Source organism: Lipingzhangella halophila (assembly GCF_014203805.1).
Classification (GTDB): Bacteria; Actinomycetota; Actinomycetes; order Streptosporangiales; family Streptosporangiaceae; genus Lipingzhangella; species Lipingzhangella halophila.
Map to the genome: position 1 here is coordinate 231,449 of NZ_JACHJT010000002.1, position 16,055 is coordinate 247,503.

Consider the following 16,055-nt stretch of genomic DNA (forward strand, 5'->3'; position numbering starts at 1 on the left):
GTCCGTGGCGTCGTTTGCGGTGCTGGGGCGTATCGAGGGTGACTATGGGGACATTCTCGGCGCCGAACATGTCCGCACGGTCGCCTTCGGTGCCGCGCGGACCCTCGCGCGCGCCTGCCATGTCCGGATTGTGCGGGCCTGTGTGCGGATCCTGAGGATTTCGTTCCCTTACCGCGCGGCAAAGGAACGAAATCCTCAAGATCAACGCCGAGAATACCCATAAACCGGGCATAGCGGGCGTGTGCGGCACCGCCAACCGGGACTGGCCCCGAACGGGACGCACCCCCGACACAGGCCCCGACCCACCCGCTGCCTTCGATGCCGCTTTCGTCAGGCGCGCCACCGGCGGGCACCCGTACCGATTACCGGGGGCCGGCCCATCCACCGTCCTCGCTGCTCTCGTTGCGTGCGCCACCACCGGGCACCCGCAGCGACCACCACGGGCCGGTACACCCACTGCCCTCGTCGGGCGGCCACCACCGGGCACCCGCACCGATCACCGCAGGAGCCGGTCCACCACCGACCTTCGCCGTCCGGGCTCACCCCAGGTCGAGATCGCGAAGCTGGGACCTGGTGGAGATCTCCAGCTTGGGAAACATCCGGTAGAGGTGCGAACCAACGGTGCGCGGGCTCAACACCAGCCGCTCACCGATCTCCCGGTTGCTCAGGCCCTGAGCCGCGAGCCGGGCCACCTCCAGCTCCTGCGCGCTGAGCAGTTCGGTGGCCGCCGAGCGGGCTCGTTGCGCCCGTTCCCCCGTGGCACGCAACTCGGCGCGGGCCCGCCGCGCCCAGGGCTCGGCCCCGGCACTCCCGAACGCGTCGGCGGCGGTGCGGAGCTGGACGCGCGCGTCGGCCCGGCGCCGGTTGCGGCGCAGCCACTCGCCGTAGAACAGCGCCGTACGCCCCCGGTGGAACGGCCGATCCGCGACCTCCCCGACCTCCAGCGCGCGTCGGAAGTGCTGCTCCGGGGCCTCCCACCCGTCGCCGGCATCCCCGCCCTCGCCGGCATCTCCGGCGAGCAGCGCGCGGCAGTGGTGCAGCGAGGCGAGCTGGCTGCGGGAGTGGGTGGAACCGAACCACGCCTCGAACCCTTCCAGCGCGCCGCGCCCCAGCTCCGGACGCTGGGCGCGCACCGACGCCTCGACGATCTCGCTGATCGAGGACAGCGCTGTGGGCGGGTGCGCATAGGGCGATCCCGGTGTGACCAGCCGGGCCAGGTGGCGGCACGCCTGCTCGGCATCGCCCTCCCCCAATGCCAGCAGGCCGAGCGCCGCGGTCGCCATGCCGGCCGCGGCGCGCTCGCGCAGCGGTGCCGCGATCTCCAGGGCCTGCTCGGCGTACTGCCGGCAGGACCGCGTGTCGCCCCGTCCCGCGGCGAAGCGCGCCAGCAGCGCCAGGTGGTTGGCCGTCCAGGTGCGCTGTCCTGTCTCGCGGGTGAACCGCAGCCCTTCCTCGGCGTGCTCGGTCCCGGAGTCCCACTGGCCGAGCCAGAACTCGATGTCGGCCAGGTAGTAGTGCAGCTCCGGCAGTTGCGCCGTCGCCCCAATGGAGTGCAGCCGCCGGCCGGTGGCCTCCGCGAGGAGCCGCGCCTGCGCCAGGTCCGGCGACCGCCAGCCGACCACCGTGGCCCACATCCACGGCCGCCCTCCGCCCTCGGGCTGGGTCCGGGCCAGCGCTTCGGGAAGCTCCCACAACTGGGCCGCGGTCAGCTCCCCGCCCTCGATCACGTACCGGCCCACCCGCCGGGTGGTCGGTGCGCAGTCGAGGGCGTCGATCCGCCGCACCGCGGCGACCAGCGCCTCCATGTCTCCCGAGCGGAACGCGGCACTCGCGGCCTGCACGAGCGCCCAGGCGGCTTCCTCCGGATCGCTCGCGGCCAGCAGCTCCCCGCAGCGCAACAGGTGCTCGTAGGCCACCGCCGGGTCACCGGAGTACAGCTCGATGTTCCCGGTGAGCTGCGCGAGCGTCACCTCGGGTGCGGGGTCGGCGAGGACCTCCTCTGCCAGCGTCCGGGCGACGTCGGGCTGGCCGGAGTCCAGGGCGACGAACGCCGCGGCCACCGTCCGGTCTCGGCGCCCCTCGGCGGACTCGCTGAGCCCGGCGGCCCGCCGCAGCACCGTCGCCGCGGCCGCCTCCCCGCCCCGGCGCCGCGCGGCGTTGGCGCTGCGTTCGAGAGCGCTCGCGAGTTTCTCGTCCGGCCCGGTCGCGACCACCGCCCGGTGCCAGGCCGCCTGGTCGGCCGCCGAGTTCGCGGTCAGCTCCGCGGCGATGGCCTCGTGCGCGGCGCGCCGCCGCGCGAACGACGCGTCGTGGTAGGCGACGGACCGCACCAGCGGGTGATGGAACCGGATGGCAGTGCCCGTGACGTGCACGAGACCCGCGCGCTCGGCCGCGTCGAGAGCACTGGAGGAGACGCCCTGCCGCGCGGCGGCGCCGACCACCGCCTCCGTGCTCCCCGTCTCCTCGGCCGCCGCGACCAGCAGCACGTCCCGGCTGTCGGCCGGCAAGGCGGTGATCCGGCGCAGGAACGCGCCGCGGAGCCGGTCGCCCACCGGAACCGTACCGGTCAGCGCGAGGTCGGCCAGGAGCCGGTCCGGGTCGCCGAACGCGGCCAGCTCGGTCAGGGCGAGCGGGTTCCCGCCGGTCGCCGCGAGCACCGTGTCGCGGAGATGGCCGGGGATCTCCCACCCGCGCTCGGCGAGTAGTCGCGCCGCCTCGGGAGGCGCCAGCCCGCCCAATTGGAGGGCGGGAAGGTCGCTGGTGTCCACGGTGGATGCCTCGCCGGCTCGGGCGGCGAGCAGGACCGCGATGGGTTCGCCGCTCAGCCGGCGCGCCGCGAACACCAGCGTCCGCGCCGTCGCCCGGTCGAGCCACTGCACGTCGTCGGCGGCGACGAGAAGAGGGCGCTCGCGCGCGGCAGCGGCGAGCAGCGCCAGCGTCGCCGCCGACACCTGCAGGTCCGTGGCCGCGGCGTCGGTGAGTCCCAGCGCGCCGCGCAGCGCGCCGGCCTGCGCCTCCGGGAGGTCGGGCAGGTGGCCGAGCACCGGGCCGAGCAACTGGTGCAGCCCGCTGAACGCCTGCTCCACCTCGGACTCGACTCCGGAGCAGTGCAGCACGCGCATGTCCCGGTCTCCGGCGTCCTCCGCCGTGCGGTGCAGCAGCATGCTCTTTCCGACTCCGGCCTCGCCGCGCACCAGGAGCGCCCGGCCGCGGCCGGCGCACGCCTCGCCGAGTATGCGCGTCAGGGTGTCCCGTTCCGCCGCGCGCCCGACCATCACGTGCTCAACCCTAGAACCAATCCGCTGCGGCGTCAGCACGAGTGCGGTCGATTCGACTCAAGCGCCGGACCAGGCGGCGGTCGGAGACTGGAGACCACCGAGGACGGTCCGCTGTGATTGGAGACTCCGCTGTGGCCACGACGACTCGCGAGGCGAGCCCACCGAACCCGCCGGGCGCGTCCACCCGGACGCGCCCGAGGTGGTGGCGGCGCCCGTGGATCCTGCCACTGGGCCTGGCCACCGTGGTCTTCCTGAGCTTCTCAGTGCCGCCGTACCTGACCCTCGACCCCGAGCTGTCGCGCTTCCCGATCCGGGACGACTTCCCGCTGCACTACCCGTTCATGGTGACGCACATCTTCGCCGGCAGCATCGTCATGCTCGCCGTCTGCCTCCAGGTGTGGCCGTGGCTGCGGCAGAACTATCCCGCCGTGCACCGGTGGAGCGGGCGGACCTACGTCATGATCGGGATACCGCTCGTCGGCCTTCCGTCCCTGGTCCTCGCGCCCCTCAGCCACTCGGGCCTCGGCGGCCAGGTCAGCAATACTCTCTGGGGGATCCTGTGGCTGACGTGCACCATCGTCGGGTACCGGATGGTGCGCCAGCGGCGGTACGCCGAGCACCGCGAGTGGATGCTGCGCAGCTTCGCACTGATCTTCGCGATCGCGATGAACCGCCTGTGGTCCACAGCCGCCGTGATAACGCTCATGCCGCAACTCGACACCACGTTCGGCGGCGACCAGCAGATGCTGATCATGATCGCCGGCTCGACGAGTAGCTGGCTGAGTTGGGTGCTCAACCTGCTCATCGTGGAATGGTGGATCCAGTACCGGAGGCGCGGCCGCCGTACACCGTCCCGCCAGAAAGCCCGGCCAGCGCAGGAAGACGCCACGCAACCGGCGTAGCGCGGGCCGGCCGGTGCCGCCTTCGGCGAGCACCGAGGGGGGCCGGGGTGAGGGTGCGGCCGGGCGGACGGCCGCCCCTCACCCCGCATAGAGCTCGGACAGCGCGCGCAGCAGCGGGGAGCAGCCCGCCTCGGCCTTCAGGGTCGCCAGCCCGTCGCCGCGGGTCGGCCCCTGGTTGATGATCACCACGGGCGTGCCCCGCCGGTCCGCGCGCCGGACGAAGCGCAGGCCGGACCACACGGTCAGCGACGATCCCGCCACCAGGAGCGCCTCGGCCCGGTCCACGAGGGCGTAGGCGCGCTCCACGCGCTCCTTGGGCACGTTCTCCCCGAAGTACACGATGTCGGGTTTGAGTATCCCGCCGCAGGAGTCGCAGTCGGCCACCCGGAATCCCTCCGTGGAGGCGATGGCGGCATCGGCGTCCGGAGCGACCTCGACGTCGGCGAGGTCGGCGGTGAACTCCGGGTTGAGCGCGGTGAGGCGTTCGTCCAGGGCGGCCCTACTGGTCACACCGCGGCAGGTCAGGCAGATGACGCGGTCGTAGCGGCCGTGCAGGTCGATGACGTGCCAACTGCCCGCCGCTTCGTGCAGGATGTCGACGTTCTGGGTGATCAGCCCGTTCAGCACGCCGCCACTCTCCAGGCGGGCGAGGGCGCGGTGCCCGTCGTTGGGGCGCGCGCCGCCCATGTGCCGCCACCCGAGATGGTTGCGCGCCCAGTAGTGGCGCCGGAACGCGGCGCTTGAGACGAACTGCTGGTAGGTCATGGGTTTGCGCGGTGGGGAGTCGGGCCCGCGGTAGTCGGGGATTCCGGAGTCGGTGGACAGACCCGCCCCGGTGAGCACGGTGATGCGGGCGTCCCCCAGCACGGCGCGCACGCGGACCGCCGCAGCGGCGATGCCGGCCGCCTCCGGACCGCTGCCCACCGTGACCACGGCCCCGGGGTGCCCGGACTCACGGCTGGCGGACCTCTCGGGCGGCGGGGTTCCCGCGCCGCGGGTCAGCGGCGCCGGTTCCTGGCGGCTCACTGGCGGCTCCTCTGTCCGGCTCGGCCCGGAACCGCACGGGGCGAGCCGGGACCAGGCGTGACCGCCCGTGCCCCTCCCTCGTGCTGCTCCCGGACCCGAGGTTAGCCGTTCACAGGCGCCGGAGCCGTGCGGGGCCGCCGTGTTTCCGCCGGAGGCCCTTCCGCGCCGCGAACTTCGGCTCCGCACCGCGGAGGATCCGGGAGATACGGTGGCACGCCACTCTGGCAGGGCCGCCCGCGGCCGCGTTCTCACTGGCCACTGGCGTACGCGAGAACCCCGGCCAGCCCGCAGGAGGGCGCGGGCCGGCCGGGGTCCGGAGGGAGGTTCGGCGCGGTCAGATCTCCGTGAGGTCGGCCGAGCTGAGGATCCACACGCAGATGACGACGAGGCCGAGCAGCCCGAGCCAGGCCCACACCATCATGGGGCGGGAGGGCAGGAACTCGCGCTCCGCCGGCGACGTGAAGTTGTCCCTGACCGCCTTGATGTTCAGCCAGTAGATGACCGGCGAGAACAGCAGGGCCAGGACCGAGGCGAGCTGCACCACCAGCACGGGCTCCGGGAGGCCGATGATGATGGCCGAGCCGGCGACGATCCACACGATCTGGAAGCCGCGGTAGAGCCACCCGCGCACCTTCGGGGTGTCCCACGCCGTGCGCAGCCGCACACAGCACTCCACGAAGATGCGGGGCTGGCCGTCGAAGTAGGTCAGCGTCGTGGAGAACAGTGCCGCCACTCCGCCAGCGATGATGACCGGGAAGACCCACTGCCCGAACGTGTCGGTGTACATCCGCGCGATGGTCGCGCCCATCTCGGATTTCTCCGGCACCAGCCCGATCGGGTGCAGCACCACCGCGCCGACGATCAGGAACGCCAGCCCGGTGAGGCCCGAGATGACGTAGCTGATGTTCATGTCGCGCTTGAACAGCTTGAAGTTGTTGCGCAGGTAGTTCGGCGCGAGCTCGACCCGGTGGCCCTGGCGCTCCAGGGCGCGGACCCGGGCCATCCCGGCCCCCTTGGCCACCGCCCAGTTCGACTGCATCGGCGAGATCTCCACGGTGGTGGGGAAGTACCCGAACATCGCGCCCACCAGCACCAGCGCGCCGGCGGGCGCCAGCGCCGGGACCAGATTCGCGACGTACTCATCCGGGGACGGCATGCGCAGCACAAACGCCACCAGCACGGCGACGCAGAAGACGATGATGCACAGCTTGACGACCGTCTCCAGCGCCGCGTACTTGCCGGTCCACAGGATGGCGACGCACGCCAGCAGGACCAGGATCCCCCAGGCCGGCAGCGGCAGGAACGGGAACGCCGCCCAGATCATGGCCGCGGTGCCAAGGGCGCGCCCGGCTGTGCTGAATGTGTTCGCGACGGAGTTGAAGAGCAGGTACCACAACGGCCACTGGCCGTATCCGCGCCCGACGCGCTGGTAGGCCTCGATGATGCTCTCGCCGCGCACCACCGTGTACCGGTGCGCGAACTCGAAGGCGCAGTACTTGAGGAGGTATGCGACCGGGATGATCCACAGCAGGGTGTAGCCCCACTGCGCGCCGGCGGTCGGCGCGTGGATGATGTGGCTGGAGCCGATCCCGGTCATGGCGGCCGCGATTCCGGGCCCCATCGCTTTCCACGTCTGGCGGAAGCCGGTTCCCGGCGCTTCTAGCCGCACCGGTACCGCCTCGGACGGGGTGTCGCGCCGGGTGCCGCCGGTACCCGCGGAGCCGCCCTCTTCGGGGGAGCCGGGCGCGGAGGTGGCCGACGGGTCCCGGCCGCTGGCGGCGTCGGTGCCGACGTCGTTGCTGTCGTCTTCGTTCGGGTCATCGATGCTGGAATGCATAGCAGATCTCCATAGGCCCAGAGCGGACGCGTGTACCCGCTGCGGCCCTCGCAGGGGATTCGTTGACCAGCGGCCCTGCCCGAGTGGCGACGGTGGCCGAAGCGGCGCGAGACAGGACGTCAGGTGGAGAGCGGCTCCATGTAACGCTTTTCTGTAATGGGTTACAGAACTTAGGTCATGACCAGCGAGAGTGTCAATGGTCACACACCCCCTATCTTGACCAGCCGGATCCTTGGTCCGCGCGAACGACTCGGCCCGCACGGGGCGGCACAGGCCGCTCGCCGCACCGGTCCCCCCGCAAGGGCCTCACCTCGACCAACCCACCCCGAGCCTCCGGCCGTCCCCGCGGTGCGGGGCCCGCGCGGCGGGGACGGCCACCGAACGCGAACCCATTGACACCGCATTAGGCGCCGAATTAATGTAAAGCGTTACAGAAAAGCATTACATCGCCCTCGGTGCGCACTACCGAACCCGATGGGAGCTCCCCGGCGGCCCGATCCGGCGGAGAGCCCGGAAGCGCAGGTGGCAGGCACCAACGTGGGCGGCTCACACGCTGGTCGAGAATCAAGAACGCGTCACTGAAGGGTGCGGTTGATGGCTGACAAGGACTATGTGCACTCCGACTCCGACGAGGAGCGCAAGCACAACATCCTGGCGCTCTCCTACGCCGAGGTCGCCGAACGCCTGAGCGAGAGCGGGCAGGACGTCGTCCTGATCCCCCTGGGCAGCACGGAGAAACACGGTGCGCACATCCCGCTCGGCACCGACAGCTACGTCACAATGGAAGTCGTCGAGCGCACCGCCAAGGCGGCCGACGTCGTGTACTCGCCGCTCGTGCCGTTCGGCTACTCGCCGCACCACATGGGGCGGCACCTCGAAGGGGCCGGCACGGTCACGTTGCGCGCCGAGACCTACCGGCGCATCATGAACGATGTCGCGCGCAGCCTGATCTTCCACGGCTTCCGAAAGATCATCTTCGTGAGCCACCATGGCTCGAACACCAAGCCGATCGACGAGATCATGCGCCAGTTGCGCTACGAGACCGGCGCCTACATCTCCTACTACAAGACCCCGACCGAGCGCGACGCCAACGCGGTCCAGGACCTCTTCGACAACCCGCCGGAGGAGACGCCGGGGTGGCACTCCAGCGAGCTGGAGACCTCAGTCCTGATGGCCACGGGGGACGGCCTGGTCAACATGGACCGCGCCGTTGAGGACCGGGCGCACGCTCCCGAGTACATGACCGACGCCTTCTCCAAGACCGACGGCACCGGGACGGTGAAGTTCCGCGGGTCGGAGAACATCTGGGTACCCATGGAGCACCACGAGTACTGCGACACCGCCGTGATCGGCAACCCGTTCCGCTCCACCAAGGACAAGGGCCTGGCCATGCTCGACCGGATGGCCGAGCACCTGACCGGCTACGTCGAGGAGGTCCGGCAGTTCAAGGTGGAGGTCACCCACAGCGACTACCCCGAGCGGGCATGACACCCGAGTCGACGGGCGAAGGAGGCAGCGATGCCTGAGGTGGACGCCGCGACCTTGCGGCTGCTGCGCGAGGACCTGGTCGCCGTCTCCCGGCACGGCTACGAACGCGGCCTGGTGCCGGGCGTCAGCGGCAACAACAGCCTGCGGGTGCCGGAGACCGACCTGGTGCTGATCAAGGCGACCGGTGGCTGCAAGGGCGAGATGGACATCTCGGACACGGTGCTGATGAACCTCGACGGGGAGGTGCTCGACGAGGGGCGGACGCCGTCCAAGGAGTGGCGCTGGCACGCGGCGGTCTACCGCACGCGGCCCGAGGTGGGCGGGATCGCCCACCTGCACCCGCCGCACTCGGTGGCGTTCGCCGTCGCCAACCAGCCCGTTCCGCTGGTGCACACGGCGGGGCGGGCGCACCTGCGCCGGGTCGCCCTGGTCGACCTGCTCCCCGCGGGCTCGGCCGAGCTGGCCGACGCGGTCGTCGCGGCGTTCTCCGATCCCGAGGTGCGCGCCGCGGTGATGCGCGAGCACGGCACCATCACGGTGGGGCCGGACCTGCGCACGGCCCACTACCGCACCGAGTACCTGGAGGACTGCGCCAAGGTGGCGCTGATGGCCGCGCGGATCCAGGGCACCACCCCGGACTCGCTGCCGCTCGCGGTCGACACCGCTCCCCTGGCCGAGGTGACCGGATGAGCGGCCTCGTCGTTCTGCTCGCCACGATGGACACCAAGGCCGCCGAGGTCGAGTACCTCCGGGCCGAGCTCCTCGGGCGCGGCCACCCGGTTCGGGTGGTCGACGTCGGACTGACCCCGGTCGACGAAGACGTGGACGCCCCGGCGCGGGTGGTCGCCGCGATGGCCGGCCAGGAGCTGGACGGACTGCGCGCGACCGCCCGCAGGGACGAGGCCATGGCGGTCATGGCGTCCGGCGCCCGCGAGGTGCTGACCGGGTGGCACTCCGCGGGGGAGCTCGGCGGGGTGCTCGCGGTCGGTGGCAACCAGGGGACTTCCATCGCCGCGGCGGCGATGCGGGACCTCCCCTTCAGCGTGCCGAAGCTGATCGTGTCCACGGTGGCGTCGGGCAACGTGCGCGAGTACGTCGGCGACAGCGACGTGACACTGATGTTCTCGGTCGCCGACCTGCTGGGTGGGGCCAACCCGGTGGTGGCCGGCGTGCTGCGGCGGGCCGCCGCGGCGATGTCCGGCATGGTGGGCGCGGGCGCCGGCGCGGACATGGCGGGCGCCCGCGACGGCCGGCCGATGGTCGCGCTGACCGCGTTCGGCAACACCCACGACGCCGTGACGACCGCGATGTCGACCCTGTCCGACGCCGGCATCGGCATCAACTCGGTCCCGTTCCACGCGTCGGGCGCGTGCGGGTCGGCCATGGAGCGGCTGATCGACGACGGCCTGTTCCACGGAGTCCTCGACCTCACCACGCACGAGCTGCTCGGCGAGCTGTTCCCGGACGACGTCTACACGCCCGTGCGCCCGGGCCGGCTCACCGCGGCCGGCCGGGCCGCGATCCCCCAGGTGGTGGCCCCCGGCGGGCTGGAGTACTTCTGCTTCGGCGGGCCCGACACGATCCCCCCGGCTCTCCGCGACCGTCCGGTGCACCACCACAACCCGAACAACACCAACGTGCGGGCCTCCGCCGACGAGCTGGCAGCGGTGGCCGGGACCATGGCGGAGCGGCTGAACGCGTCGAAGGGGCCGGTCGCCGTCCTCGTTCCGACGTTGGGCTGGTCGGTGGTCGGCAGCCCCGGAGGGGTGCTGCACGACCCCGCCGCCAACAGCGCGTTCACGAAGACGCTGCGCACCCGGCTGGCGCCGCACGTCGTGCTGCGCGAGCTCGACACCACGATCAACGACCCGGTCTTCGCGACCACGGCAGCGGAGACGCTGCTGGAGCTGCTGCGGGACCACACGAGTGTCCGATTCGAGCACCAGGCGGGGTAACCCGGCGCCCCGCCGGAAGAGGGTGGCAAGTATGGCCAAGACCAACGACATCGCCGCGGCGGGCGCCGCGGCCGACGTACCCGAGACCATGCGGGGGGCGGTCCTCTACGGCCCCGACGACATCCGCGTGGTCGAGCGCCCGGTACCGGCGCCGGGCCCCGGAGAGGTGCTGGTGCGGGTCGCGATGTGCGGCACCTGCGGGACGGACCTGAAGATCCTCGGGGGCCACTTCCCGCAGACCCCGCCGTTCGGGGAGTACATTCCCGGCCACGAGTGGACCGGCACCGTGGCCGCCCTGGGCGAGAACGTCGACGAGTTCCAGGTCGGCGACAAGGTGTGCATCGAGGCGCACGCCGGCTGCGGGAGCTGCGACAACTGCCTCGTCGGGCGCTACACGGCGTGCCTGAACTACGCCAACCCCTCGAAGGGGCACCGCGCCACCGGCATGACCATGAACGGCGGATTCGCGGAGTACGCCGTGCACAACGCGAAGGCGCTGTACCGGATGCCCGACTCGGTGTCCTTCGAGGACGCCGTTCTCATCACCACGGCCGGCACCGGGCTGTACGGGCTCGATGTCGCGGGCGGCTACGTCGCCGGGCAGTCCGTTGTCGTGTTCGGCCCCGGGCCGGTCGGCCTGATGACCGTCCAGTTGTGCAAGCAGATGGCCGCGCGCCAGGTGATTCTGGTCGGCACCCGGCCGTCCCGGCTGGAGGTGGGCAAGCGCCTGGGTGCCGACCACGTGATCAACGCCAGGGAGACCGACGTCGCCGAGGAGGTCCTCCGGCTCACCGAGGGCGAAGGCGCCGACCTGAGCATCGAGGCGTCCGGCGGCACCGACTGCCCGCAGCAGGCGATCGAGGGGACCAAGCGCGGTGGCAAGATCCTGCTGGTCGCGTTCTACCCGGGGCAGGTCACCCTGGACCTGAGCGCCGCCATCCGCAAGGACATCACGATGTACACCTCCCGTGGCGAGGGCGGCAACAACGTCAAGCGGGCCGTCGCCATGGCGTCGGAGGGCAAGCTCCGCGGCGCGGAGCTGGTCACGCACCGGTTCCCGCTGGAGGACATCACCGAGGCGTTCCGGGTGGTGCGGGAACGGGACGGCGACCCGATGAAGGTCGTGCTTATTCCCTAGCCGCAAATATGCTCTCCAGAAGAGCCGAGCGGGCGGCCGCGCGGCCCGCCACCGAGGAACAGGTAGTCAGGTATCGCAATGAACATCCGAGACGTCGCCGCCGCGGCGGGGGTATCGGTGGCCACGGTGTCGCGGGTGCTCAGCCCCAAGCCGGGCAGCCAGACGGTGCGTCCGGAGACTCGCCAGCGCGTGCTGGAGGTCGTCGACCGGGTCGGCTACCGGCCGAACGACCTCGCCCGGGCGCTGCTGCAGGACCGCACCGCGACGGTGGGGCTGGTGCTTCCGGACATCTCCAACCCCTACTACCCGCCGCTGGTCCGCGGGGTGGAGGACGCCGCCTCCACCCTCGGCTACCGGGTGATGCTCTGCAACACCGACCGCGACGAGGAGAAGACGGCCACCTACGTCGACACGCTGATCAAGACGCGGGTCGACGGCATCATCATCGCGGGCGGCAGCACCACCATGCCCATGCTGCGTGACGTGTTCGAGCCGTACCGCACCAAGGTGGTGGTGGTCGGGCGGCACGAGCTGGAGTATCCCTCGATCCAGGTGGACAACGTCGCCGCGATGGGGGAGGTCATCGGGTACCTGACCGGCCTGGGCCACCGCCGGATCGGCTTCATCGCCGGTCCGGCGTCCTCGATCACCGTCCAGGACCGGGTCGAGGGGTACCGCGCGGCTCTGCGGGCCGCGGGTATCGGCTATAACGAGGACCTGGTCCGCGAAGGCGACCTGCAGGAGCAGAGCGGGTACGACGTCGCCGGCGAGCTGGCGGCGCAGCCCACCCGGCCCACCGCGCTCGTGGCGGCGAACGACCGGATGGCGGTCGGCGCCATGGCGGCTCTGACCGACGCCGGCCTGCGGGTACCCGCCGACGTCTCGCTTGTCGGGTTCGACGACGTCTCGCTGGCGAGCTACATCCGACCCGCGCTGACCACCGTGTCCGTACCCACCTACGACATGGGCGGCGCGGCCATGGAACTGCTCGCGCGCGAGTTCGAGGAGGGCGGCGGCACCCCCGAGCCCGGGGCCCGCGTGCTCTCGACCACGCTCATGGTCCGGGAAAGCTGCGCGGCTCCCCCGCGGTAGGGCGCCGCGCGCTCCGGCGTCCCACCGCGGGCGAGGAGCTGGTCGCGGTCTCGTTCGCGGTCGGGGCTTGAGCAGCAACCGAACGGTCAGTGGCGTTAGCGGGTCGCGCCAGGCGGATGTACCGCCACCCAGCGTTCCGATGCGGGTGGCGCCGACACACCCCAGGGGTTTGTAACGGTTCGGTCGCTCTGGGTTGGTTACTGGTCGGTCGGCCCTACTTTGTGGCCTATGCCAGTGGAGTTCCTGACCGATGACGAGGCGACCGCTTACGGGCGGTACGCGGGGCCGCCGTCGCGGGCGGATCTGGAGCGGGTGTTCTTCCTCGATGACGAGGACCGGGCGCAGGTCGCGCAGCGGCGCGGCCAGCACATGAAGCTCGGGTTCGCGCTCCAGCTGGTGACGGTTCGGTGGCTGGGGACGTTTCTGGAGGACCCGCTGGACGTGCCGGGCACGGTGCTGGAGTTCGTCGCCGAGCGGTTGGAGATCGAGGACCCCTCCCAGGTGAAGCGGTATGCCGAGCGGCGGGAGACGCCGTTCGATCATCAGCGCGACATCCGGCGGGTGTACGGGTGGAGGGACTTCGCCTCGGCGGAGGCCGAGTTCGCGGCGTGGGTGGCGGCCAGGTCGTGGACGTCGGGGGACGGCCCGAAGGCGATCTTCACCGAGGGAGTGGGGTGGCTGGCCGAGCGCAAGGTGCTGCTGCCGGGCGTGACGACGCTGGCCCGGCTGGTGGCGAAAGTCCGCGACGACACGACGGAGCGGTTGCGGGGTGCGCTGGAGGGGCTGCTGACCCTCGGCCAGCGCTACGTGCTGGATCAGCTGCTGGAGGTTGCGGCCGGGTCGCGGGTGTCGGATCTGGAGCGGTGGCGCAAGGGCGTGGCGCCGCGCGCGTCCGGCCCGACGATCATCAAGGCGCTGGACCAGGTGGCCGAGATCGAGGGCTTGGAACTGGCGGACCTGGGGGCGGAGGCGCTGGTGCCACCGCGCCGGTTGGGCGAGCTCGCCAAGTACGGGATGCGGGCCGACGCCTCGGCGCTGCGCCGCCATCCGGACGGCCGCCGGCTGGCGACACTGCTGGCCACGGTCCGCCACCTGGAGTCCAAGTCGGTCGACGACACCCTGGAGCTGCTCGATCTGCTGATGACGACCGAGCTGGTGAACAAGGCGCACAACGCCTCCGACAAGGAGAAGGTCCGCAAGCATCCCAAGCTGGCCAAATCCGCGGCCAGGCTGGCGGTCGCGGTGGAGGCGCTGTTCGCCTCCGAGGGCTGGGGCGGCTCCGAGGAACGGGTGCGGGTCGCCCAGGTGTGGGAGGCGATCGAGGCGGTCACGTCCCGCACCGAGCTGCGTGCCGCGCTGGTCCTGGTGAACGAGAACGCAGGGCCGGCGGAGGCCGCTGTCCCCGATGACTGGCGCTCAGAGCTGGTGGGCCGCTACACGACGGTGTCGGGGTTCTTGAAGGTGCTGCCGGAGGTGATCGAGTTCGGCGCGAACGCCGAGGGCGCGCCGGTGCTGGAGGCGATGAAGTGCCTGCCGGGGGTGCTGGCCCACCGCAGCCGTCTGAGCGCCCCGCTGATCCCCGGCCGCCTCATCGACGCCGGCGTGGTGAACGGCCCGTGGAAGCGCCTGGTGTTCGGGCACCCGGCCCGCGAGGACGGATCGGTGAACCGGCACGCCTACGCCTTCTGCGTGCTGGAGCGGTTTTGGCGCGGACTGAAGCGCCGCGAGATCTACGCCGGCGCATCCACCAAGTGGCGCAGCCCCCAAGCGGAACTGCTGGAAGGCGCCCAGTGGGAAGCGATCCGGCCTGAGGCCCTCACCGCGCTCAGCCTGCCCGCGAGCCCGGATGAGCTGCTGGCCGAGCACTCCCGCGCCCTGGACACCGCGCTGCGCCAGGTCGGCGGGCGGCTGATCGCCAACCCCGACGTCGGGGTGGACGAAGCGGGCAAGATCCACCTGAGTGGGGCGAAGGCGGTCGAGGAACCGCCGTCGCTGGTGGACCTGCGGGCCCGCACCACCGCGATGCTGCCGCGCGTGGAGCTGCCCGAGGTGGTCCTGGAGGTCATGTCGTGGGTGCCGGAGCTGGCCGAGGCGTTCACCGCTGTCTCCGGCGGCCGGTCCCGGCTGAAGGACCTTCCGGTCTCGGTCGCGGCCTGCCTGACGGCCCACTCGCTCAACGTCGGGTACCGGCCGATCGCCAAGAAGGGCATCGAGGCGCTGGAACGCTCACGGCTGTCGCACGTCTATCAGAACTACTTCCGGCCCGAGACGCTGAGCTCGGCGAACGCGCCACTGGTCGACAAGCAGGCCGGGCTGCCGCTGGCTCAGGCGTGGGGCGGCGGTCTGGTCGCCGCGGTCGACGGGATGCGGTTCGTCGTCCCGGTCCCGGCCGCGTTCGCCCGCCCCAACCGTAAGTACTTCGGCTCCAAGCGCGGAATGACCTGGCTGAACGCTATGAACGACCGCGGCATGGGACGCGGTGCGAAGGTGGTGTCGGGGACGATCCGCGACTCCCTGCACATGGTCGACGTCCTCTTCGGTCTGGACGGCGGTGAACTCCCCGAGGTCGTGGTGTCCGACACCGGCTCCTACTCCGACCTGGTGTTCGGCCTGCTGGAGCTGCTGGGCATCTCCTACCGGCCTGCGCTGGCGGACCTGCCCGACCAGAAGGGGTGGCGGATCAGCCCGTCCGCCGACTACGGCCCCTTGAACACCTTCGCCCGGGGAAAGGTCGACCTGCGCAAGATCCGCCGCAGCTGGGAGGACATCCTCCGTGTGGTCGCCTCGATCTACACCGGCACCGTCCGGACCTACGACGTGGTCACCATGCTCCAGCGCGACGGCCACCCCACCGCCCTCGGCGAGGCGATCGCCTCCTACGGCCGGATCTTCAAGACCCTGCACATCCTGCACTACATCGACGTGGACGAGACCTACCGGCGCGACATCAAGGACATCCGCAACCTCCAGGAGAACCGCCATTCCCTCGCCCGCAAGATCTGCCACGGCAAGAAGGGCGAGCTTTACCACCGCTACGAACGCGGTCTGGAGAACCAGCTCGGCGCGCTCGGTCTCGTCCTCAACTGCGCCACCCTCTGGACGACCGTCTACCTGGATGCCGCTGTGGGCCGGCTGAAAGCCCAGGGCTACCCGGTCCGGGAGGAGGACATGGCTCGGCTGTCCCCGTTCGTCCACTCCCACCTGGGCGTGCACGGGACCTACACCTTCGCCCTCCCCGAGCTGGCCCCCGGCGCCATCCGCGACCTGCGCGATCCTGATACCGCTGAAGACGACGACGAGATCTGACGCGTCATGCCGGCGGCGGCGTCCGCGCGTTCA

At 71.4% G+C, this 16,055-nt stretch carries 10 protein-coding genes; 7 read left to right on the top strand and 3 right to left on the bottom strand.

The genetic code is table 11. From position 1 onward, the window contains the following. Window positions 1-539 precede the first annotated feature (539 nt). Window positions 540-3,275: an ATP-binding protein gene (locus F4561_RS28075; protein WP_246438218.1), complete on the bottom strand. Its 2,736-nt coding sequence runs from the start codon at window positions 3,273-3,275 to the stop codon at window positions 540-542. 134 nt (window positions 3,276-3,409) lie between these two features. Between F4561_RS28075 and F4561_RS28080 the strand changes: the two genes are divergently transcribed. Next, window positions 3,410-4,180, top strand: coding sequence for a DUF2306 domain-containing protein (locus tag F4561_RS28080; protein ID WP_184584655.1), 771 nt, complete (start codon window positions 3,410-3,412; stop codon window positions 4,178-4,180). 78 nt (window positions 4,181-4,258) lie between these two features. Here F4561_RS28080 and F4561_RS28085 read toward each other — a convergent pair whose 3' ends face one another. After that, entirely contained in the window at window positions 4,259-5,104 is an 846-nt protein-coding gene (locus F4561_RS28085; RefSeq protein ID WP_376773829.1) for an NAD-dependent protein deacetylase, read from the bottom strand. 436 nt (window positions 5,105-5,540) lie between these two features. After that, window positions 5,541-7,043, bottom strand: a complete 1,503-nt coding sequence (locus F4561_RS28090; protein ID WP_184584657.1) for an Nramp family divalent metal transporter — start codon at window positions 7,041-7,043, stop codon at window positions 5,541-5,543. 594 nt (window positions 7,044-7,637) lie between these two features. Between F4561_RS28090 and F4561_RS28095 the strand changes: the two genes are divergently transcribed. From F4561_RS28095 to F4561_RS28120, 6 genes are all read left to right on the top strand, one after another. After that, window positions 7,638-8,531, top strand: a complete 894-nt coding sequence (locus F4561_RS28095; protein WP_184584660.1) for a creatininase family protein — start codon at window positions 7,638-7,640, stop codon at window positions 8,529-8,531. 30 nt (window positions 8,532-8,561) lie between these two features. Then, window positions 8,562-9,221: a class II aldolase/adducin family protein gene (locus tag F4561_RS28100; protein WP_184584662.1), complete on the top strand. Its 660-nt coding sequence runs from the start codon at window positions 8,562-8,564 to the stop codon at window positions 9,219-9,221. Then, window positions 9,218-10,486, top strand: a complete 1,269-nt coding sequence (locus tag F4561_RS28105) for a Tm-1-like ATP-binding domain-containing protein (RefSeq protein WP_184584664.1) — start codon at window positions 9,218-9,220, stop codon at window positions 10,484-10,486. Before F4561_RS28100 ends, F4561_RS28105 begins: the two co-directional genes overlap by 4 nt. 31 nt (window positions 10,487-10,517) lie before the next feature. Continuing rightward, window positions 10,518-11,624: a zinc-dependent alcohol dehydrogenase gene (locus F4561_RS28110; RefSeq protein WP_184584666.1), complete on the top strand. Its 1,107-nt coding sequence runs from the start codon at window positions 10,518-10,520 to the stop codon at window positions 11,622-11,624. 78 nt (window positions 11,625-11,702) lie between these two features. Further along, window positions 11,703-12,716: a LacI family DNA-binding transcriptional regulator gene (locus tag F4561_RS28115; RefSeq protein WP_184584668.1), complete on the top strand. Its 1,014-nt coding sequence runs from the start codon at window positions 11,703-11,705 to the stop codon at window positions 12,714-12,716. Between the two features lie 228 nt (window positions 12,717-12,944). After that, the gene (locus F4561_RS28120) at window positions 12,945-16,022 is read left to right on the top strand and encodes a Tn3 family transposase (RefSeq protein ID WP_184584671.1); all 3,078 of its coding nucleotides are present in this window, start codon (window positions 12,945-12,947) and stop codon (window positions 16,020-16,022) included. The last annotated feature ends 33 nt before the right edge of the window (window positions 16,023-16,055 follow it).

Bases quoted from the DNA above. Each gene is read 5' to 3' on its own strand.
- F4561_RS28075 (WP_246438218.1), bottom strand. From the start codon at position 3,275: ATGGTCGGGCGCGCGGCGGAACGGGACACCCTGACGCGCATACTCGGC.
- F4561_RS28090 (WP_184584657.1), bottom strand. From the start codon at position 7,043: ATGCATTCCAGCATCGATGACCCGAACGAAGACGACAGCAACGACGTC.
- F4561_RS28095 (WP_184584660.1), top strand. From the start codon at position 7,638: ATGGCTGACAAGGACTATGTGCACTCCGACTCCGACGAGGAGCGCAAG.
- F4561_RS28100 (WP_184584662.1), top strand. From the start codon at position 8,562: ATGCCTGAGGTGGACGCCGCGACCTTGCGGCTGCTGCGCGAGGACCTG.
- F4561_RS28105 (WP_184584664.1), top strand. From the start codon at position 9,218: ATGAGCGGCCTCGTCGTTCTGCTCGCCACGATGGACACCAAGGCCGCC.
- F4561_RS28110 (WP_184584666.1), top strand. From the start codon at position 10,518: ATGGCCAAGACCAACGACATCGCCGCGGCGGGCGCCGCGGCCGACGTA.
- F4561_RS28115 (WP_184584668.1), top strand. From the start codon at position 11,703: ATGAACATCCGAGACGTCGCCGCCGCGGCGGGGGTATCGGTGGCCACG.
- F4561_RS28120 (WP_184584671.1), top strand. From the start codon at position 12,945: ATGCCAGTGGAGTTCCTGACCGATGACGAGGCGACCGCTTACGGGCGG.